Genomic DNA, 21511 nt, shown 5'->3' with positions numbered 1-21511 from the left:
TTAATGTACTAAAATACATAACAATCCTTATTTGAAATAATTGTAATATTATCCGTATAATCTTATATGTCAATAAATCCTTATTATAATTAAATATTATTTAGACATTTATAATCATTATGCATGGTTAATATTTTTATCATACTCATTTTATATTTAATAATTTATTTAAAATAATAAATAAAATGTATTACGATAATTTTATTTTTAATATTTATATACCAAAAGGATCACGTATTATTATAGTATCTAGTCTATCAGGACCAGTAGAAATAATATCAATAGGAATACTAACTAATTCTTCTATACGATTTATGTAATTACGAGCAAATTTTGGTATTTTATTCAACTTCTTAACGCCAAATGTTGATTGATTCCATCCTGGTAAAGTTTCATATATCGGTTTTATTTTTTCCCAATTTTCTATAGTTAGAGGCGTATTGAACAACTTACTACCATCTGGCATACTATAGGCTACGCAAATTTTTATTTCATCCAAATTATCTAATATATCTAATTTAGTTAGACATAAACCTGAAATTGAATTTATCTGTATTGAGCGACGTAATAGTACGCAATCTAACCAACCAGTACGGCGCCTGCGACCAGTAGTAGATCCAAATTCTTGTCCTTGATGACATAGGAAATCGCCTGTTTTATTATTTAATTCCGTTGGGAATGGACCTGCACCTACTCTTGTAGAATAAGATTTCGTAATACCCATTATATAATTTATATGAAATGGGCCAATACCTGTACCGGTTAAAACTCCTCCTATTGTAGTATTAGAAGATGTAACATATGGATAAGTACCATGATCTATATCTAACATAGCACCTTGTGCACCTTCAAAGATGATAATCTCACCACGATTTACAGCCTTATTCAAAATTTCTGGAACATCTACCACTATATTATTTATATAATCTGCAAGCAACATTGTTTCTTTCAATATTTTATTATAGTTTACTGAATTTGACTTAAAATAATTTACTAATTGAAAATTATAATAATCTATGATTTCTTTTAACTTATTAGCAAAACTATTTTTATCAAAAAGATCACCAACACATAAAGCACGACGAGATATTTTATCTTCATATGCTGGACCTATACCACGCCCAGTAGTACCAATTGCTTTAATATCTCTAAATTTTTCTCTAGCTAAATCCATTTCTATATGATATTGAAAAACAAGAGGACATGATATAGAGAGCAATAAACGTTTCAATACTGGAATATTACGATTTTCTAAAAATTTTATTTCTTTCATTAGTTCTTCTAGAGATATTACTACACCATTACCAATAACACTTGTTACATTATCTCTTAAAATTCCAGAAGGAATTAAGTGAAGTATGGTTTTTTTACCATTAATTACAAGTGTATGACCAGCATTATGTCCACCTTGATACCTAACTACATAATTTGCTTTTTCTGTTAAAAGATCTACAATCTTACCCTTTCCTTCATCACCCCATTGTGTTCCTAGTATTACAATATTTTTAAACATTTATTACAACCACCTATTAATCGCAAGTAGATTATTTTTTATTTTGAGATAAAAATGTAACTTATTAAATACTAATTTTTTAGTACATTCAAAATATCTGATTAATATATAAAAATTAAATTTTATTAATCTAATTAATAGAGTGACATTAATTTAATACTGGTAATATACTAAATTTATTTAATTTCAAACCATTTATTATTTAATAATTATTAATTTTTAATTCATCTTATTAAAAGGATTTTTAATGTATTTAAAAAAATCACTATTCAAGCTTAATACTATTAGGTCTTTGGTCTTATCCACAATCATTTTATAATTTTTTAAACTGTGAATAAAGATGTAAAATTCTATGTTCTTACCAAATGCATTGGTAAGCATTTTTGATATCTTTAAATCATTTTTAACACCAATCATTAATGCATCATTTTTTGCTTGATTAAGCATAAGGATTGCTTTGTAATCCGCTTGATTTTTTAATTTTTGTGATTTATTTTGACCATCTAAAAGTTCATTTTGGGCTAATAAATAACGTTCAGAACGAATATTATTAAATACATAATTTAATTCATTATGTGGTAAAGTAATATTATTGATTTGTATATCAATCACTTTAATACCTAGCAATTTAGTAGTATCAAAATGTAATATTAATTTATTAATTTTATTAAAAATTATTTTGTTATTGATTGATTTTTTAATTAGTTGTCGTTGATTTGTATTAATATCATTTAAAGCATTACGAACATTTATAGTTAATTTATTATTTAAATCATTTATAATATCTTTAATATTTAATTTAGCTATTTGAATCCGTATAACATCATTAGATATAAGATTTAATAATTTTTCTATTTGTAAAGCATTACCTCCTGTAGATGTGTAATAATTTTCAAAATTACTAACACGCCACTTAATATAATAATCGACTATAATTTCTTTTTGTTCTTTAGAAAATAAATGAGTTGCTTTTATATTCATACTGTGAATACGGGTATCTAAGGTTTTAGCAACGTCAACAAATGGAATTTTAAAATGCAAACCTGGTTCTAACAATACAGCGGTATTATTTTGATCTTTTACTAATTTAGTAAAACGTATCAAAATAGCTTTTTGATCTTCATTTACTATAAATAATGAGAATTGAAATATTATTAAGGTTATAGTTGTTATTATGATTATTTGTTTACGCATGAATCAATTCTCTCTATATTTACGCTTAATGTTATTTCTAATTGCATGTTTTTTTGCGTTTTTCTATAATATTTTCAGTATTATGGAATTTTTTATTCGAATGATAAATGGTATTATTAGTAGATAATAATTTTTTAATATTATGTTCAGCAGATTTTGTTTTATTTATACAATTTAAATCATCATTTAATAATGATTCAGATAAAAATAATATTTTATGTTTATTACTGTCAATCAAAATTTTTCTGGTATTGTTTAAGATGTTTTTGATTGTTTCAAGATACAAAAGTTCTCTAAGAATTTTAGGATGAGATTTGTATTCTGGCAGTAGTTTTAAAATTCTTGCAATTTCTCCGGTAGTTTTTAATAATCTATTTTCCTGATATATTTGTTCTTTTTTAATGATATGATATGCTTTATTTTTAGCAATCATTTGAATTTTATTTGAATAATTTTTTGCATTCAATATTAATTGGATTCTATTTTCTTTTGCTTTATTTATACTTTCAAATGCTGTTTTAACTTCTTCAGGAATATTTATCTTTTTAATATTAACATCTAGTATATTAATGCCCATGTTATAGGGATGAATAATTTTGTTAATTTGATGTTTTGTATCACGGCAAATAATACTGGAATTTTTAAATAAAATATTTTCTATATTTGTTCTTCCTATAATGCTACGTAATGCACTATTGGTGGCTTTTAATAAGCTGTCTTCAATATTTATCATTGAATATAAATAATATTTGGGATTAGTAATTACATATTTTAAATTAATTTCCGTATTTATTAAATTTACATCAGAAGTTAACATAAGATTTGAGGTATTTAATTCTCGTATTTTTTTTACATTAATAATTTCAACTTGATCTATGAAATTTAATCTCCAATTTAATCCTGGTGTAACTATGTTATTAAATTTACCAAAACGAGTCAATACGCCACATTCTGCTTCTTTAATAGTGTAAAATCCACTTAATATCCAAATACATAACACACAAATTGACATTATAAAAATTAATTGATTCGCTATAATATCAGATTGTTTGATGTTATTATTTTTATTATTATTTAATCCAATAATATTTTTTACTAATTCTTTAAATGTATTCCCTAAATTGAAAATATTTATATTTGATTTATTATTTTTCTCACCTTTCCATGGATCACGATCCTGATTATTATTTCCAGACTGATTCCACGTCATTTCCTCCACTCCATTTTTTGTTTTTATGTTATACAATTATATAATACATACTATTTGTAATTACTAGTTAAATATGTCTTAATATGATAACAAAATTAGTTAAAAAATCACCAGAAGATGTTATGTAATTACTATTAAATAACAAATTAATGTTTTACTATATTAAAAAATCATTTTGATTAATTCGAAAAAATAATATTGTCGAATTATAAGAACATACTAAATATTAATATAAAACATTTAGCTATATTTATAATTTAGGTAAAGAAATGTATTACTAAACGAATTATTTTCCAAATAATATTTTTAATATTGAATTAATAGCTAATTTAATATTATCACTTAACAAATGAATATTTTTCCATTTACGCATCCAAGTCATTTGATGTTTAGCAAGCTGTTTTGTTGCACAAATTCCTTTATCAACCATCTCATCATAATTTATTTCATTATGTATATAAGACCACATTTGGCGATAACCAACACAACGAACAGAAGGCATATTTATATGTAAATCTCCTCTTGCAAATAATTTTCTGCATTCAGTTTCAAATCCCAATGCTAACATTTGTTTAAAACGTAATTCAATACGTTTATGTAATAACTCACGGCTATAAGGGATCATGCCAAATTGGTATAAATTATATGGTAGTGGTTCCATGAATGTACTTTTCATATCAGTAAAGGTTTTGCCAGAAATATAAAATATTTCTAATGCTCTTTTAATTCTTTGTAAATCATGATGATGAATGTAATTTGCAGATATAGGATCTATTTTACATAATTTACCATATAAAAAATCCCAACCTTTTTCATGTGCTATTTTATCAATTTCGTTACGAATATTAAAATCAGCTGGTGGTAAAATTGATAATCCTTCAATTAATGTTTTAAAATAAAACATAGTTCCACCAACCAGGCAAGGAATACGACCCCTTTTTAATATATCTTCTATTTCTATCAGTGCATCATGTCTAAAGGCTGCTGCCGAATAGCATTCAGCAGGGTCTTTTATATCCAGTAAGCGATGGGGAGTTGAATTTAATTCTTGTGGAGAAAGTTTTCCTGTGCCAATATTCATTTGACGGTATATTAATGCTGAATCCACACTTATTAGATCAATTGGTAATATTTCGTGTAATTTAATTGCTAAATTAGTTTTTCCTGAAGCAGTTGGTCCCAATAAACAGATAACTTTTGTATGCTTAACATTATTTAATTTAACCATGATTTAATGTATCTATTGCATTGTTAATATTGATATGTTGTATTAAATCAGAAGGCATATTATTTATCAAATATGGGCAGAAATATTCAATTTCAGCCAATAAGATATTGACTTTTAAAATATCCCAATCTATATTTTCATTGCTGTCTGAATAACTTAATAACCAATAAAATAGCTGTTTATCAGAAGTGTTTTTTTGTTTATTCAAATATTCCAACATCTCAAAAATTAAATTTTTCAATCTATATTTATGTAAAGTTGAAGGCACTGAATATAAGTTTAATGTATCTCTTTCTATTTGAAATAATATTCCTGTTTTTTTTATTAACTCATAATTTTCTAGAATAATTTTAAGGTAATATTCATTAATTTTCATTTTTAATGGGATTATTAGAGGAGTCGTTTTATATTTAATTTTGTTATGATGTAATTGTTCTTGTTTTAAATAACGTAAAGCTGTAGATAGTGACATTAATAGTAATTGCTGATTTTTTTTAAGTACTGCATAACGATTTTTCAATATAGTAAGTAATTGACCAAATATTTTTGAATAAGTTTTTAAAATTGGGGATTTATAAATTGAAATATGATTATCATAATTTGTTTTAATTTGCTTATTTTTTAAATTTAATATATCATCTTCATAATACCAATCTGGTAAAGAAAAAAAATTGTTACTTTTTAAATGATTATTATTTATTTTTAATTGATATTTATGGTTTTTAACACAAGATATATTTATCTTTGTTTTTTCAAAAATATTTTTTAATAAATCAGTAACACCTTGAATAATGAAATTATGAATTAAGCCGGATTGGTAAAAACAAACCTCTTTTTTTGATGGATGAATATTTACGTTGACTTGATTGGGATCGATTTCTAAATAAATTATATAAGACATTTTTTTATTGTTTTGTAATATAGATTGATATGCTTGCTTAATAGCATCTGTTATTATCTTGTTTTTTACAATTCTTCCATTAACATAACAATATTGTAAAGTTTTATGTGACATACAAATATTTATTGCTGACATCCAACCATGCAAAAATAAATTATCACGTCGATAATCAATATAAAAAGCATTTTTTACAAAATCGATTCCGCAAATAGATATTAATCTTCTTTTTGTTTCACTTTCAGTCACTACTGATGGTTGGTAATATATCAAATTTCCATTATGGCTTAATGAAATGGTAATATCAAAACGAGCTAATAATATTTGATTTAATATTAAATCGATATAATTAAACTCAATTTTTTCAGTTTTCATAAGTTTTCGACGTACAGGAGTATTATAAAACAAATCAAAAACTTTAATTGTAGTTCCAACAGGGTGTGTTGCTGGTTTTATTTTTATGTTTGATTGAATACCTTCTGTATAAATTTGCCATGCTTGTTTTTGATTTATTGTTTGTGAAGTTAAAGTTAAACGAGAAATAGAACTAATAGTAGTTAATGCTTCCCCTCTGAAACCTAAAGTTTTGATTTCTTCTAAATCTTTTGCATATCTAATCTTACTAGTTGCATATCTTTGTAAAGCTATACATAGCTCATTTTTAATTATTCCACAACCATTATCTTGAATTTGGATTAATTTTGTACCTCCTTGATTAATATTAATATCAATACGATTAGCACCAGCATCAAGACTATTTTCCATAAGTTCCTTAACAACCGATGCAGGACGTTCAATAATCTCACCGGCTGAAATTTGATTAACTATGTGAGGAGGTAAAATTTTAATTGACATAACCAATAATATTTAAAATTAAAAAATATTATAATATTTCCGTTAAACACTAATTTTTTGTTTTTTACAAATCTAATTTTATTTAATATGTTTATATATAAATACTTTCTTTATATTTCTGTTTTAATTTTTTGGAACAAATTAATTAAACAATGTGAATATATTTATCATTTAGATTATAATATGCAACTTTATTTAAAATTATTTGTAAATTTATTCAATAAAATAAATATAATTATTTGAAATTATAATAGATTATTTTGTTGCCTTATTTATTTCTTAAGTAATATAATTCTTCGAGCAAATATTTAGTAAAAGATGAATATGCGATCAATTGCACTTTTCTCTTATCACCTATGTAATGAAATACTAATTTTAGATCAGGTAATGGTAGCATACCTTTGCCACATTGAGGCCATTCTACTAAACAAATTGTATTACCAAAATATTCGCAAATACCTATTGAATCTAATTCACATTGATTATTAATACGGTATAGGTCGATATGATATAATAATATGTCATATACTTTATAGGATTCAACAAATGTATATGTTGGACTTTTCACGATACCATAATAACCTGATGCTCTTAAAAAACCACGAACGAAAGTAGTTTTTCCTGATCCAAGATCACCATAAAGATAGATATTAACTGGTTGATTATAACATAACAAACCTAACTCGTTTCCTAATTCAATGGTTTTTTTTTCACAAGATAAATTTAAAAAATAATTTTTCATATTTTTTTTATATCAGGATTAATAAATTTCCATAGAATTTTAAATAAATCTGTCGCCAGTATACCTCTTAGTCCACGATTAGAAGCTAATTCATCTGCTGCAGTACCATGTACTATACAACCTGCACAAGCAGCATCGAACAATGTTAATTGTTGACCTACTAAGGCAGCTATAATTCCGGTTAATATATCGCCCATACCACCAGAAGCCATACCTGCGTTACCAACATCAGCAATAGCAATTTTGCCTTCTTCAACAATGATAGTTCCTGCACCTTTTAGTACCACAATACCACCGTATTGATTACTCAAACATCTTGCAGTATATAAACGATCCTTTTCAATTTCATCAAGACTACAATTAAGTAAGCGACTAGCTTCACCTGAATGAGGTGTTATTATTCGGTTGCAACATTTATCTTTAGTTGTAGATAGAAAATTTAATGCATCAGCATCCCAAATCATAGGTTTTTTACTTAAAGATACTTTGTTCAGTATATCTTTTGCTAAATTATTATTACCTAAACCTGGACCAATAATGATTATATCTGCCCATAATAGAGATTCTTTTAATACATATTCATTCTTAATATCATCTATCATAATTTCAGGTCGTGTACCAACGATAGGAGCAATATTTTCCTTATATGTTAATAATTTTACTAATCCAGCTCCTGTTCTAAGTGCTGCTTCTGCCGCCATAAATATTGCACCTGCTGTTCCAATATTGCCACCAATGAATAGTAGTTTACCATAGTCACCTTTATGTGATGTTGGTCTACGCGGTTTTAACCAATATGATAAACAACTGGAATCAAAACGTAATATAGGTGCTTTTTTGTTTAAGAAAAAAGATGATAATCCCAAATCGATATAATGCAATTCTCCAATGAAATCTCTTGCTTTTCCAATAAGTTGTCCTGGTTTTAAAGTAATAAAAGATAAAGTATGTGAAGCATAAATAGCATTTCCTAGTACATTACCATTAGAGGCAAATAATCCAGAAGGTATATCTACAGACAAAATGGGAGCCGAATGTAAATTTGCTTTTTTTATCAAACTAGAATAAGCAGAATTAGGGACACGATTAATACCAGTACCTAATAAAGCATCAATAATTATATCTATTTTATCAGGCCATTTTGCATCTACTTCATGAATTTTTCCACCTATTGATATCCATTCGTTATAAGCAATTTGAGCTTCTCTAGACAAATCTTTTATTTCGTTACTATATGAAATTAATGTTACTTTTTTTCCAGATATTTTGGCTATACGAGCTGCTACATAACCATCTCCTCCATTATTTCCATGTCCGCATAAAAATAACCAATTTATTGCATCAGGCCAATATTTGCTGATATGGTTGCAAATAGCATTTCCAGCACGTAACATAATCTCATATAAACTAATATTTAAATAACAAGCAGCATCAACTTCTAATTTATTTAATGATTTTATAGGCCATACAGAATACGGTAAGCGATTTTTTTCAACCAAAAATATAATCTCCAAGTGTTAATTGATTGAATTTATATCTAAAAAAGATCATATATTTACGTTAAATTATACAATTAAAATATAGACATGTAAAAATTATTAAGAAAAGGTTAATTTAATTCGTTTTAATGCTAATTTAATACATTTTTATATTAAAAATATAATACAATTTTAATTTTTTGACATAAAAAACAAGATAAAATATTAGATTTTAGACAAATTAAATGATAATCAACTTATTAAAACACATGGAGCGGGAAACGAGACTCGAACTCGCGACCCCGACCTTGGCAAGGTCGTGCTCTACCAACTGAGCTATTCCCGCAAAATGATTTCTTAACCTAGTTTAATCTGTTTTAAAAAAAGATCTTACTGTTGCAATAAAATGTTTTATTTTACAATACGAATATTGTTACTGAAATATCCAATGAAATTATATATTTAATTCAATAAATATTTACGGTAATATTTCAATTCTTCTATTGACTCAATTATATCATTTAATGCACTATGTGAACAGGTTTTTTTTCTATTTAATAGAATCTCTGGCTTCCAACGATATGCTAATTCTTTTAAGGTGCTTACATCAATACAACGATAATGAAAATATTTTTCTAATTCAGACATATAATTACATAAAAAAAGACGATCGTGGCCGACGCTATTACCACACATAGGGGATTTTTTTGCTGGCACCCATTTTTTCAAAAATGTGATTGTAGCTTTTTCAGCGCTTTTTTCTGTGAATGTACTTTTTTTTACTCTGTCTAATAATCCACTATTAGCATGTGTTCTTAGATTCCAATTATCCATTTGTTGAAGATGTTCATTTTGTTGATACACTGCTATTATTGGACCTTTTGCTAAAATATTTAAATTTATATCAGTTATTATTGTAGCAATTTCAATGATACGATCCTGTTCTGGATTCAATCCAGTCATTTCTAAATCTATCCATATTAATTTATTTTCGTTATCTTTAATTTTCATAAATATCAATTATAATAATTGTGTTCAGATATGCTTTGTAATTTTATTAATAATTTATTATTATATAATAGGTTAAATAATTTTTAGATCTATTATTTTTTAATTAAATATCATTAAACAACATTAAAAATATCAATATAATATTATTATGCTATAATATGAGTTTAATTGTAACATCAAAATAATATGTTGAAATTAATATTAGTTTTTTTAATTAATTTGATTTCGTTTGATAAGCAAAATTTGTAATTGAATACGTTGATATGTTGGTAATATTGTATTCGATAAAGTATTAAATATTTAATTAATACTTCATTAATTTTGCGTATGTGTGTAATTAAATATTCCAACTATAATTAATTTCTTATTTTTTAATAAATTTAACTAAAAATCACATAATATTAGTAAAAATTATATGTTTAGTGTATATAAACAGGATATAGGGTGTTTAATAGTTTAAAAATTTATTTTACTAGTGATTTTCTAAAAAAATGGATTACTGGAATTTTAGGTTGGTTTGCTAGTAACAAGTTTGGTTTGGTTACACGATTAATGATTGAATTTTTTATTAGTTTTTATAAAATAAGTTTATCTGAGTGTATTAAATCACATAGTAATGAATATTCAACTTTTAATAGTTTTTTTGTTCGTATTCTTAAAACACAATTACGCCCGATAGATCCTAATCCATATATAATAACTGTACCAGTTGATGGGAAAATTACTCAAATTGGATATATCAAAGGTAATAAGCTACTTCAAGCTAAAAATCACTACTATACTATCGATGCACTTCTAGCTGGTGACAAAATTATGTCTGCAAAGTTCCTCAATGGTGATTTTATTACTATTTACCTTTCACCTAATAACTACCATCGTGTTCATATGCCATGTGACGGAGTACTACGTGAAATGACATATGTACCAGGTTGTTTATATTCGGTAAACTTAATAAATGTATATAATATTCCTAATCTATTTGCTCTTAACGAGAGAGTAATTTGCTATTTTGATACTTATATTGGACCATTAATCCAGATCATGATAGGTGCTATAATTGTAGGAAGTATTGAAACTGTATGGGCAGGAACTATAATTCCGCCACGTGGTAGGGTTATTAAAAAATGGTACTATCCTGATGCTAATAATAAAAATGCTATAAAACTGCTTAAAGGTCAAGAAATGGGGATGTTTAAGATTGGTTCAACTGTAGTAAATTTATTTACTCCAGGTCGTATACAATTTATTAAAGAACTAGAACCTAAAAAAAATATCCTGTTAGGCGAACCTTTAGCAATTAAATTACCTATAATTCCTAAAATTACTTTTTGTTCATAAAAGATAAGTAACATGTACATATTACCAAGTATACGTGTAATTATATTTATTATTATGGCTTTATGTATTAACAAATCAATATTTGCGATTAATATTTCTGATTTCTATCAATTAAAAAAACAAGAAGAAAATATAACAATTGCAAATAATTCTTCAAATCAAATGAACAAAAAATTTTTATTCTCTAAAAACAATCAAGATTTCGTTCATCACCAGAATAATTATATCGATAATATAAAAAAATATAAAAAAATTATTAATTTATTTCCTAAATTAAATTATGTGTTGAGACAACAAATTTATAATTTAAAAAGAATAGGTAAAATAAATTTAAACAATAAGAAGACGAATAAATTAGATCAAGAGATCATGCAAGTTATTTTACAATTAATAGAAGAAGGACGTCAATCTCAAATAGAACAAGAAAAAATTCATGAAATTAATAATTCATTATCGACATTACCTCAAAGAATCACTGAAACAAGAAATTTAATATATAAAAATAACATAGAAGAGAATAAAAACTTAATAGAAAATAAAATTGTATTCTCAAACGATCAAAAATTAATTATACGTCAAAAAGAAAACAATAATAACGAACTATATGCTAATGAATTAGAATTGGAACAATTGTCAGCTAATAATCGTCAAAAATTAGCACGTATACGTGCAAAAATTCATCAACTTAAAGCAATGTATTTAAATAATTATTTAAAATATCTACGTTTTAAAATAAAAAATCAACATCAAACAAAACCAATAGAAGAAATTATAAAAAAATTGAACAATCATAATAAAAATAATCAATTATCAGTAAAATTGGTTTTAAATGATATGATTACAAATCAAGATTTATCTAGTGCTTTAGGTGACCAAATTCAATTAATGAATACAATACAATATCAACAAAAATTAATTGATAACCAAATAAATAAAGTTAAATATTTAAATTTCATGCTAAGTGAACAATCAAATGGATTAAATTACTCTATTTTACTAAGTGAAACTTTAAGACTACGTATAGCACAATTACCTGAAATACCTAAATTAAAACAAATTGATCAAGATATCATAAAAACACGTTTACAACGTCTACATTATGAATATTTAGTAGATAATAAAGAAAATTTAGTTCAAAAAGAAAAAATACGTATTTTTAGTAGTTCAAAAAAAGATTTTATTAAAAAAATATTTAATAAACAAATTTTTATACAACATGAATTAATTAATTTATTAATTTCCGGATGTGATAGCCTAATTATAGAAAATACTAAATTAAAAACATCAACAATACAATTACAAGATGCTTTAAAAAAGGTAAAAAAATTATCACAAGAACGTCTTTTTTGGATCGCTGATACAAATCCAATTGATTCTACTAATTTAATTAAAGTGATAAGTGATATAAAATATCTACTATCTTTAAATATATTAAAACATCTTAAAGCAGGTATAGTTGAAACCATTTTTCATATAAAAACATTATTACCAATTTTAGGTGCACTGTTTTTAGTTATTTTAAATTTTAGCTTACGCCATAAATATGACGCTTTTTTAGAACTTTCAGCTAGTAAAGTAGGTAAAGTAACACAAGACCGATTTATGTTAACTATTCGTGCTGTATTTTGGTCTATTATAATGTCTTTATCTATTCCTATAATGTGGTTACAAATAGGTTATGGTTTACAACAATCTTCATCTTATCCTATTATAATTGCTATAGGTGATGGTATCATCAATACTGTACCTATATTAACAACCTTTATAATTATAAATACATTTTCCAGACCAAACGGTTTATTTATAATGCATTTTCGTTGGTCACAAATTTTAGTTAATCGTGGTATCAAAAATTATTTAATAACTTTATATTTCATTTTACCACTGGTTGTTTTGTTAACTATAATCGATAATTTAGAAGAACATAATTTATCTTCATCTTTAGGCCGCTTATGTTTCATTCTTATATGTACTACTATCAGCATAGGAAGTTTGAGTTTAAAAAAATCTCAAGTGCCACTCTATGTTAATAAAAATGGAAATACTAATAACTTTATAAATAATACAATATGGAATATTATAATTATAGTTCCAATTATTGCTGCAATTACTTCTGCATTAGGTTATTTATCAACGGCTAAAGCAATCTTATTTCATATAGAAATATCAAATATCATTTGGTTTTTACTGCTAATAGTATATCATATTATTCGTCGTTGGATGCTTATTCAACATCGTAAATTAAGTTTTGATCGTGCTAAACAGAAAAGAGCAGAAATACTTGCTCTTAGAGCTCGTACTGAAGAAGAAAAAGAACAAAGTATGCAAAATGCAGATTCTATAGAGATAGAAGAACCAGTAGTAAATTTAGATATAATTAGTGCACAATCATTGAAACTTGTAAGATGGATATTAATGTTGGTAGCATTAGTATTGTTAATATATTCATGGTCAGAAATACATTTAGCTCTCGGTTTCTTTGACAATATTTTATTGTGGAATACAAATAGTTCAGTTCAAGGAAGTGGAAATTATCATCCAATTACGCTTGGTGCATTATTAGTTGCTGTTTTAACATTTATTATAACTCTACAATTAGTTCGTAATATGCCAGCTTTAATTGAACTAGTATTACTCCAACATTTAAATTTAAGACCAGGTACTAATTATGCTATTTCTACAATAACTAAATATATTACAATCATACTTGGTGGATTATTTGGTTTTTCTGTAATTGGTATTGAATGGTCTAAATTACAATGGTTAGTTGCAGCATTAGGTGTTGGATTGGGTTTTGGTTTACAAGAAATTTTTGCTAATTGTATATCTGGATTAATTATTTTATTTGAAAGACCAATACGAATTGGTGATACTGTTACTATACGTGAATTAACTGGTAGTATTACTAGAATTAGCACACGCGCTACTACTATTACTGATTGGGATCGTAAAGAAATAATAGTGCCAAATAAAGCTTTTATAACTGAACAATTTGTAAATTGGTCACTGTCAGATTCGGTTACACGTGTAGTTTTAACTATTCCAGCATTAAGTATTAACAATAGTGATAAAATAACAAAAATATTAAAACATGCAGCTGAGTGCTGTAATTATGTTTTAAAAACACCTGCACCAGAAGTGTTTTTAGTAGATTTACAACAAGGAGTATTGTTATTTGAATTACGTGTATATGTAGCAGAAATGGGACATCGTATGCCATTACGTCATGAATTAAATCAATTAATTATAGATAAATTTACACAAAATAATATAATAATACCTTTTCCTCCATTTCAAATGCGTGTGGAATCAATAAAAGGAAAGTCTTTTAAAAATAGAATTTTTAATAGTAATTTTTTTCAATCAAATTAGTTAATTAAAAAATGCAATTAACTAAAATATTTTTTTGCAAATAATTCTCCATATAAAATATCTTTATTTAAATGATTAATAATATTATCTAGAATTTTTTGTTCAAAATTACTTAAAATACCTATTTCCTTATATTGTATAACACCGCTTTTTCCAAGTAAAAATGGTTGAGAAAAAAATCTTGTATATTTTCCATCACCTTCAATATATGCATATTCCAAGATATTGTTTTTACCTTGAATAGCTTTTATTAATGATAAACAAAATCGTGTAGCTGCATAAGCCATTGATAAAGATGCAGAACCATTACCGTCTTTAGCTTTTACTACTTCACTACCCGCATTTTGGATACGCCTAGTAATTTCAATTATTTCTTGATCAGTGAAAATAACATTTTTCAATTGCGATAATAAAGGTAAAATAGTTTTATCAGAGTGTCCACCTACAACTGGTACATTAGTATCATTTATTTTTTTCCCTTTAATATCAATAACTAATTGATTAGCACGAATAATATCAAGTGTAGTAATACCAAATAATTTATTTTTATCGTAACATCCATACTGCTTTAGCATCTCTGATGCAATAACTACAGTAGTATTTACTGGATTAGTAATGATACCAATTAAAGCATTAGGAGAGTTTACAATTATTTGTTCAATTAAATTAAGAATAATTTTAGCATTAACATTAAATAAATCAGCACGTTCCATACCTGGTTTTCTAGGTATTCCTGCTGCAATTATTATAATATCTGAATTTTTTAATGCTGGAGCTACATTTGTACCAGTAAAACCTATTACTTTTATATTACTAGGAATATGATTAAGCTCTAAGGTTATTCCCAATACAGAAGTTTTAATATCGTATAAACATAATTCTAAATCTTTATCTTTAGGTATATTGAGTTTTAATAATAGTGCAAGGGCTTGACCTATGTTTCCAGCAGCACCTAAAATACAAATCTTCATTTTTAGTTCCTTACAAATATTTTAATATTTATTATATACATTAAAATATTTGACATTATAATACATAATTTATTTTAATGACTGTTATTATTTGTATTTCTTAGTTATTCAAATGTAATTTATATATATTAGTATTAATTAATAATCAAGATATCTTTTTAATAGTAAAAAAAATGGCCAAATCATACCATTCATAATACTATTTAAAAAAATTTCATATCTAAACGAAACTCCAAGCACTAAAAATTCAATTAAAAATATTGTTAAATTCATAAATATAGATATCAATACAACAATTAAAACTTGTTGCAATAAATTTGAATTTCTAATAAATTCAAATTTTATAGAAATAAAATAAGCTATAATACTCATTGGTAAAGAACTAATACCTAATGTAGATCCCGCAGTAATATCTACAAGTATACCTATTAAAAAACCACTACTGATATTAATAGAATGAGGTAAAGATAGCACTAAATATATAAGAAACATTAACAGCCAAGAAGGACGTAACATATAAATTATATTTGGCCAAGGCATTATTTGTAATAAAAAAACTACTATAAAAAATAGATAGATAGATCTGTTATTAAACAAATAATAATTTTTCAAATTTAACCTTTATATAATACTTCTATTGGTTTAGTTCTTGTTGATGAATCTTCTATTGGTTTAGTTCTTGTTGATGAATCTTCTATTGGTTTAGTTCTTGTTGATGAATCTTCTATTGGTTTAGTTCTTGTTGATGAATCTTCTATTGGTTTAGTTCTTGTTGATGAATCTTCTATTGGTTTAGTTCTTGTTGATGAATCTTCTATTGGTTTAGTTCTTGTTGATGAATCTTCTATTGGTTTAGTTCTTGTTGATGAATCTTCTATTGGTTTAGTTCTTGTTGATGAATTATTATTTTTTTTCCATAATAATAATAAATAATTTAAATTTCTAAAATTAGTAGAAGGATGAATTTGAATGTATATATTAAAGTTTTGTTTGTCTCTTTCTATCGAAGATACTACGCCAACTGGGTAACCTTCTGGAAAATCATTATCTAAGTTTGATGTAACTACCATATCTCCAATGTGGATATCACTAATATCATTATTACTGTCATAAATATCATCATTATAAATATCGTTATTTTTATTTATTAGATATTTTAGTTGAAAATCATTATTACAACCTTTTCCTAAGGCAATTGCCTGAATATTATTACGTAACAATTTTACAGAAATTCCATTTAAAGAATTACAAGATAGCAACACATGGCTAGTAGTATCATTGACTGAAATGATTTGTCCTACAACGCCTTTATCTGTAATAACAGGCTGATTTTTATAAACACCATCTATTTTACCTTTATCTATTATCACTTGATCAGCAAACGGAACAGAAGTTGTATAAATAATTCTGCTAAGCATTACACGTTCATTATGATCTAAAGTGGCATTTAATAGTTTACGTAATTTTTCATTTTCTTTCTTATATTGTGATAATAAAATAGTGTCACTGTTTTTTATAAATAATTCATAATGTAGTTTTTTATTTTCTATTTGAATTTGTTTGTTTTGATAAAAATTTTTTAATGTATTATTTATAACTTGATAAGGTTGTGTTATTAATGAACAAAATAAACCTGTAGACATTTCATAATAACTACGTATCTTAGTAAATAAACCTACCTTACAATCGATAATAATAACTATAATAGCTAAGCATATCGTAAAAAAAAGACGCAATCTAAGAAAAAAAAACTTTGTAAAATTCAACTTCATTTTTTTATATTATCAATTTACAGAAATGAATTAAAATTCTGTTACTCTTCGCTAAATAGATCACCACCATACATATCAATCATTTCTAATGCTTTACCACCACCTCTTGCCACACAAGTTAATGGGTCGTCAGCAATAATAACTGGAATACCAGTTTCTTCTATCAATAAACGTTCTAAATTACGCAGTAAAGCACCACCACCAGTTAATATCATACCACGCTCAGAAATATCAGAGGCTAACTCTGGAGGACATTGTTCTAATGCAACCATTACAGAACTTACAATGCCTGTTAAAGGTTCTTGTAATGCTTCAAGAATTTCATTAGAATTCAGTGTAAAACTGCGGGGTACACCTTCTGCTAAATTACGACCTCTTACTTCAATTTCATTTACTTCATCACATGGATAAGCTGAACCAATTTCATGTTTAATACGTTCGGCTGTTGCTTCGCCTATTAATGAACCGTAATTACGACGTACGTAATTAATAATTGCTTCATCAAATCTATCACCGCCAATACGAACAGAAGAAGAATAAACAACTCCATTCAAAGATATTACTGCTACTTCAGTAGTACCTCCTCCTATATCTACAACCATGGATCCTGCTGCTTCAGAAACTGGTAAACCTGCACCAATAGCAGCAGCCATTGGTTCTTCTATTAAAAATACTTCACGTGCACCTGCACCTTGTGCAGATTCTCTAATAGCACGTCTTTCAACTTGAGTTGCTCCTACAGGCACACAAACTAATACACGGGGACTAGGACGCATAAAACTGTTACTATGAACTTGTTTAATGAAATGTTGAAGCATTTTTTCTGTTACAAAAAAATCAGCAATAACACCATCTTTCATAGGACGTATAGCTGCAATATTTCCTGGTGTTCTACCAAGCATTTGTTTAGCGTCATAACCTACAGCAGCAACACTTTTTGGTGAACCAGTACGATCTTGCCTAATAGCAACTACAGAAGGTTCATTCAATACAATACCTTGACCTTTAACGTAAATCAAGGTATTTGCAGTACCCAGGTCAATAGATAAGTCATTAGAAAACATACCACGAAATTTTTTAAACATATCTTAATAAAAAACCTTACATTAAAAATCCTACACTAATGAATAAAAAAAAGATAATATGATTTATTAAATAATTATAAATATATTATCAAACATTATTTATTATAGATAATTTTTTTATTAATTTGAATTTTATTAAAATATTTTTAAAACGAAAATATATGATATCTAATAACTACAATTACAAATTAAATAAAAAAATAATATATAAGTTACTAAAATTTAAGCTTACTACTTAATATTGAATTATACAAGTTTATAACATTAAATTAATTTGTGTTTGTTTTTATATTAAACTATTTGAATTTTTTATAAAAATTATTTGATTGATTGTATCATAGAATGGTTTTTTGTTAAAATAAGTTTTTATTGTTTCTGTACACATTATGTATCATATAAATATAATTTTTAGCTTATTAAAAATAATTATTTTGCAGGAGTAAATATAACATATGGAATATAAATTTCATATATTGATTCTCAATGGACCTAATTTAAATTTATTAGGGATAAGAGAACCAAAAAAATATGGTCATATTAATTTGGATAATATATTAAAAGAACTAAAAGCATACGCTAATACTTTAAACATAAGATTAAGTCATTTGCAATCTAATAATGAATGTAAATTAATAGATCGTATTCATGAAGCTTATGATAATGTGGATTATATTCTTATTAATCCTGCAGCATTTACTCATACAAGTGTAGCATTACGTGATGCCTTATTGGCGGTAAATATTCCTTTTATTGAAACACATATTTCAAATATATACTCTCGTGAACCATTTCGTCATATTTCTTATTTTACTGATATATCGGAGGGGATAATATGTGGATTTGGAACTGATAGTTATTTGTGGGCTCTAAAAATAGCAATAAAACAACTTTCTAAAATTAATTTATAAATAAAATACGGAAAATTTTTACATGGATATTCGTAAAATAAAAAAACTAATTGAGATGACAGAAAAATATAATATATCTAAATTGAAAATTTCAGGACAAACGGAATCTATTAGTATTAGTCGTATATGCAAAGAAATTGATTTTATAAACAATCAAAAATGTTTCAATACGAATACATCGAATATTTCTCAAGATATTATTCAATCTAAGCAATCGGAGTTAAAAAAACAAAAAACTGACCAAAATACAAATTATATAGTACGTTCACCAATGGTAGGTATATTTTATTTAACACCTAATCCAGAAGATAAAGCTTTTATAGAAATAGGTCAAGAAATTAATATAGGAGATGTTTTATGTATTGTAGAGGCGATGAAAATGATGAATCGAATTGAAGCGGATATATCCGGAATAGTGAAAGCAATTTTAGTAGATAATGGACAACCAGTTGAATTTAATGAACCACTAATTATTATTGAATCTTAGGATATCAAATGCTAGATAAGATAGTTATTGCTAATCGTGGAGAAATTGCATTACGTATTTTACGTGCTTGCAAAGAACTGAATATTAAAACTGTAGCAGTACACTCAGATATAGATAGAGACCTTAAGCATGTATTATTAGCAGATGAAAGTATTTGTATTGGACCAGCACAATTAATTAAAAGTTATCTCAATATCCCTGCTCTTATTTCAGCTGCTGAAATTACTGGTGCTACAGCTATTCATCCTGGTTACGGTTTTCTTTCAGAGAATGCTGATTTTGCAGAACAAGTTGAAAGTTCAGGTTTTATATTTATTGGGCCAAAAGCAGAAACTATTCGTCTTATGGGAGATAAAATATCTGCTATTAGTACAATGAAAGCATTTGGTATTCCATGTATACCTGGTTCTGATGGTCCTTTAAGCAATAAAATAAAAATAAATCATGAAATTGCAGATAAAATAGGTTATCCAGTAATCATTAAAGCTTCTAGAGGTGGTGGTGGACGTGGTATGCACGTTGTTTATCAAAAAAAAGATCTAGAAAGATATATTAATATTACTAAAATAGAAGCAAAATCAATTTTTAATAATGATATGATTTATATGGAAAAATATATAGAAAACCCTCGTCATATAGAAATTCAAGTAATAGCTGATGGTAAAGGAAACGCCCTATATTTAGGTGAACGTGATTGTTCCATACAACGAAGACATCAAAAACTTCTAGAAGAATCACCAGCCTTAAATATTTCATCAGAATTAAAAAAATATATTGGAGAACTCTGTTCTAAAACATTTATTGAAATAGGTTATAAAGGAGTAGGTACTTTTGAATTTCTATATAAACAAGAACATTTTTATTTTATGGAAGTAAATACTCGTATTCAAGTTGAACATACACTAACAGAAATGATTACTGATATTGATTTAATTAAAGGACAGATCAGAATAGCTAATGATGAAACATTATGGATAAAACAAAAAGATATTCAATTTCGCGGTCACGCTATCGAATGTCGTATTAATGCTGAAGATTCAAATACTTTCATACCAAATACAGGAAAAATAAAGCGCTTTCATGCTCCTGGTGGCTTAGGAGTAAGATGGGAGTCACATATTTATACTGGATATAATATTTCTCCTTATTATGATTCAATGATTGGCAAATTAATAACTTATGGAGAAAATAGAAATATAGCGATTGCACGCATGAAAAATGCTTTATCTGAACTTATAATTGATGGAATAAAAACAAATATAAATTTACATAATAAAATTATGCATGATAAAGATTTTATCAATGGCAACACTAATATCTACTATCTTAATAAAAATTTCAAACAAAACTAATGTATTAGATAATTAATGCCTGGCAGTTTCCTACTCTCACATGGAGAAACTCCACACTACCATCGGCACTACGACATTTCACTTCTGAGTTCGGCAT

At 26.0% G+C, this 21511-nt stretch carries 17 protein-coding genes and 1 tRNA gene; 5 read left to right on the top strand and 13 right to left on the bottom strand.

All coding sequences use genetic code 11. The features are described 5' to 3' along the window. Nucleotides 1-214 precede the first annotated feature (214 nt). From CRV12_RS02455 to orn, 9 genes are all read right to left on the bottom strand, one after another. Nucleotides 215-1513, bottom strand: a complete 1299-nt coding sequence (locus CRV12_RS02455; RefSeq protein WP_136131058.1) for an adenylosuccinate synthase — start codon at nt 1511-1513, stop codon at nt 215-217. Nucleotides 1514-1732: 219 nt separating this feature from the next. Continuing rightward, nucleotides 1733-2707, bottom strand: a complete 975-nt coding sequence (gene hflC, locus CRV12_RS02450) for a protease modulator HflC (protein WP_136131057.1) — start codon at nt 2705-2707, stop codon at nt 1733-1735. 37 nt (nt 2708-2744) lie between these two features. Continuing rightward, nucleotides 2745-3917, bottom strand: a complete 1173-nt coding sequence (hflK, locus tag CRV12_RS02445) for an FtsH protease activity modulator HflK (protein ID WP_136131056.1) — start codon at nt 3915-3917, stop codon at nt 2745-2747. A 286-nt stretch (nt 3918-4203) separates the two neighbouring features. Next, nucleotides 4204-5145, bottom strand: a complete 942-nt coding sequence (miaA, locus tag CRV12_RS02440; protein ID WP_136131055.1) for a tRNA (adenosine(37)-N6)-dimethylallyltransferase MiaA — start codon at nt 5143-5145, stop codon at nt 4204-4206. After that, on the bottom strand, nt 5138-6898 hold the full coding sequence (gene mutL, locus CRV12_RS02435; protein ID WP_136131054.1) for a DNA mismatch repair endonuclease MutL: 1761 nt from the start codon (nt 6896-6898) through the stop codon (nt 5138-5140). Before mutL ends, miaA begins: the two co-directional genes overlap by 8 nt. Nucleotides 6899-7166: 268 nt before the next feature. Then, on the bottom strand, nt 7167-7640 hold the full coding sequence (gene tsaE / locus CRV12_RS02430) for a tRNA (adenosine(37)-N6)-threonylcarbamoyltransferase complex ATPase subunit type 1 TsaE (RefSeq protein WP_136131053.1): 474 nt from the start codon (nt 7638-7640) through the stop codon (nt 7167-7169). Further along, a complete protein-coding gene (gene nnr / locus CRV12_RS02425; RefSeq protein ID WP_420022062.1) occupies nt 7637-9139 on the bottom strand; it encodes a bifunctional ADP-dependent NAD(P)H-hydrate dehydratase/NAD(P)H-hydrate epimerase in 1503 nt (500 codons plus the stop codon). The genes tsaE and nnr overlap by 4 nt, the downstream gene beginning before the upstream one ends. A gap of 249 nt (nt 9140-9388) precedes the next feature. Next, nucleotides 9389-9464, bottom strand: a tRNA-Gly gene (locus tag CRV12_RS02420). 116 nt (nt 9465-9580) lie between these two features. Next, nucleotides 9581-10123 (bottom strand): oligoribonuclease, encoded by a 543-nt coding sequence (gene orn / locus CRV12_RS02415; RefSeq protein ID WP_241973769.1) that lies wholly within the window; start codon nt 10121-10123, stop codon nt 9581-9583. 450 nt (nt 10124-10573) lie between these two features. Here orn and asd point away from each other — a divergent pair, with 450 nt between their 5' ends. Both asd and mscM read left to right on the top strand, forming a co-directional pair. Beyond that, on the top strand, nt 10574-11467 hold the full coding sequence (gene asd / locus CRV12_RS02410; protein WP_241973767.1) for an archaetidylserine decarboxylase: 894 nt from the start codon (nt 10574-10576) through the stop codon (nt 11465-11467). 12 nt (nt 11468-11479) lie between these two features. Further along, nucleotides 11480-14839: a miniconductance mechanosensitive channel MscM gene (gene mscM, locus CRV12_RS02405; RefSeq protein ID WP_199736635.1), complete on the top strand. Its 3360-nt coding sequence runs from the start codon at nt 11480-11482 to the stop codon at nt 14837-14839. Nucleotides 14840-14856: 17 nt separating this feature from the next. Here the strand turns inward: mscM and mdh are convergent, their stop codons facing one another. The 4 genes from mdh to mreB form a co-directional block, all read right to left on the bottom strand. Next, complete coding sequence (gene mdh / locus CRV12_RS02400) at nt 14857-15810, bottom strand: malate dehydrogenase (RefSeq protein WP_136131051.1); 954 nt, start codon at nt 15808-15810, stop codon at nt 14857-14859. A 138-nt stretch (nt 15811-15948) separates the two neighbouring features. Continuing rightward, nucleotides 15949-16422, bottom strand: a complete 474-nt coding sequence (gene mreD, locus CRV12_RS02395; protein WP_241973766.1) for a rod shape-determining protein MreD — start codon at nt 16420-16422, stop codon at nt 15949-15951. A 2-nt stretch (nt 16423-16424) separates the two neighbouring features. Then, nucleotides 16425-17582 carry a rod shape-determining protein MreC gene (gene mreC / locus CRV12_RS02390; RefSeq protein WP_136131050.1) on the bottom strand — a complete coding sequence of 386 codons (1158 nt, stop codon included), beginning with the start codon at nt 17580-17582 and terminating at the stop codon, nt 16425-16427. 41 nt (nt 17583-17623) lie between these two features. Next, complete coding sequence (mreB, locus tag CRV12_RS02385) at nt 17624-18667, bottom strand: rod shape-determining protein MreB (RefSeq protein WP_136131049.1); 1044 nt, start codon at nt 18665-18667, stop codon at nt 17624-17626. A gap of 452 nt (nt 18668-19119) precedes the next feature. Here mreB and aroQ point away from each other — a divergent pair, with 452 nt between their 5' ends. Genes aroQ through accC form a run of 3 tightly spaced genes read left to right on the top strand, consistent with a single transcriptional unit; the run spans nt 19120 to nt 21414 of the window. Further along, nucleotides 19120-19575 carry a type II 3-dehydroquinate dehydratase gene (gene aroQ / locus CRV12_RS02380; protein WP_136131048.1) on the top strand — a complete coding sequence of 152 codons (456 nt, stop codon included), beginning with the start codon at nt 19120-19122 and terminating at the stop codon, nt 19573-19575. Nucleotides 19576-19597: 22 nt separating this feature from the next. Next, nucleotides 19598-20062, top strand: a complete 465-nt coding sequence (gene accB / locus CRV12_RS02375) for an acetyl-CoA carboxylase biotin carboxyl carrier protein (protein WP_136131047.1) — start codon at nt 19598-19600, stop codon at nt 20060-20062. 8 nt (nt 20063-20070) lie between these two features. Further along, a complete protein-coding gene (accC, locus tag CRV12_RS02370) occupies nt 20071-21414 on the top strand; it encodes an acetyl-CoA carboxylase biotin carboxylase subunit (protein ID WP_136131046.1) in 1344 nt (447 codons plus the stop codon). The last annotated feature ends 97 nt before the right edge of the window (nt 21415-21511 follow it).

Source organism: Candidatus Pantoea edessiphila (assembly GCF_002933315.1).
Taxonomy (GTDB): Bacteria; Pseudomonadota; Gammaproteobacteria; order Enterobacterales; family Enterobacteriaceae; genus Pantoea_C.
This window is presented reverse-complemented; position numbering and strand designations above follow the sequence as displayed.

What these genes read in the sequence shown, in the direction of transcription:
- mreC (WP_136131050.1), bottom strand. Translation starts at nt 17,582, where the DNA reads ATGAAGTTGAATTTTACAAAGTTTTTTTTTCTTAGATTGCGTCTTTTT.
- hflC (WP_136131057.1), bottom strand. Translation starts at nt 2,707, where the DNA reads ATGCGTAAACAAATAATCATAATAACAACTATAACCTTAATAATATTT.
- mdh (WP_136131051.1), bottom strand. Translation starts at nt 15,810, where the DNA reads ATGAAGATTTGTATTTTAGGTGCTGCTGGAAACATAGGTCAAGCCCTT.
- accB (WP_136131047.1), top strand. Translation starts at nt 19,598, where the DNA reads ATGGATATTCGTAAAATAAAAAAACTAATTGAGATGACAGAAAAATAT.
- tsaE (WP_136131053.1), bottom strand. Translation starts at nt 7,640, where the DNA reads ATGAAAAATTATTTTTTAAATTTATCTTGTGAAAAAAAAACCATTGAA.
- hflK (WP_136131056.1), bottom strand. Translation starts at nt 3,917, where the DNA reads ATGACGTGGAATCAGTCTGGAAATAATAATCAGGATCGTGATCCATGG.
- mscM (WP_199736635.1), top strand. Translation starts at nt 11,480, where the DNA reads ATGTACATATTACCAAGTATACGTGTAATTATATTTATTATTATGGCT.
- mreB (WP_136131049.1), bottom strand. Translation starts at nt 18,667, where the DNA reads ATGTTTAAAAAATTTCGTGGTATGTTTTCTAATGACTTATCTATTGAC.
- aroQ (WP_136131048.1), top strand. Translation starts at nt 19,120, where the DNA reads ATGGAATATAAATTTCATATATTGATTCTCAATGGACCTAATTTAAAT.
- accC (WP_136131046.1), top strand. Translation starts at nt 20,071, where the DNA reads ATGCTAGATAAGATAGTTATTGCTAATCGTGGAGAAATTGCATTACGT.
- CRV12_RS02455 (WP_136131058.1), bottom strand. Translation starts at nt 1,513, where the DNA reads ATGTTTAAAAATATTGTAATACTAGGAACACAATGGGGTGATGAAGGA.
- mutL (WP_136131054.1), bottom strand. Translation starts at nt 6,898, where the DNA reads ATGTCAATTAAAATTTTACCTCCTCACATAGTTAATCAAATTTCAGCC.
- miaA (WP_136131055.1), bottom strand. Translation starts at nt 5,145, where the DNA reads ATGGTTAAATTAAATAATGTTAAGCATACAAAAGTTATCTGTTTATTG.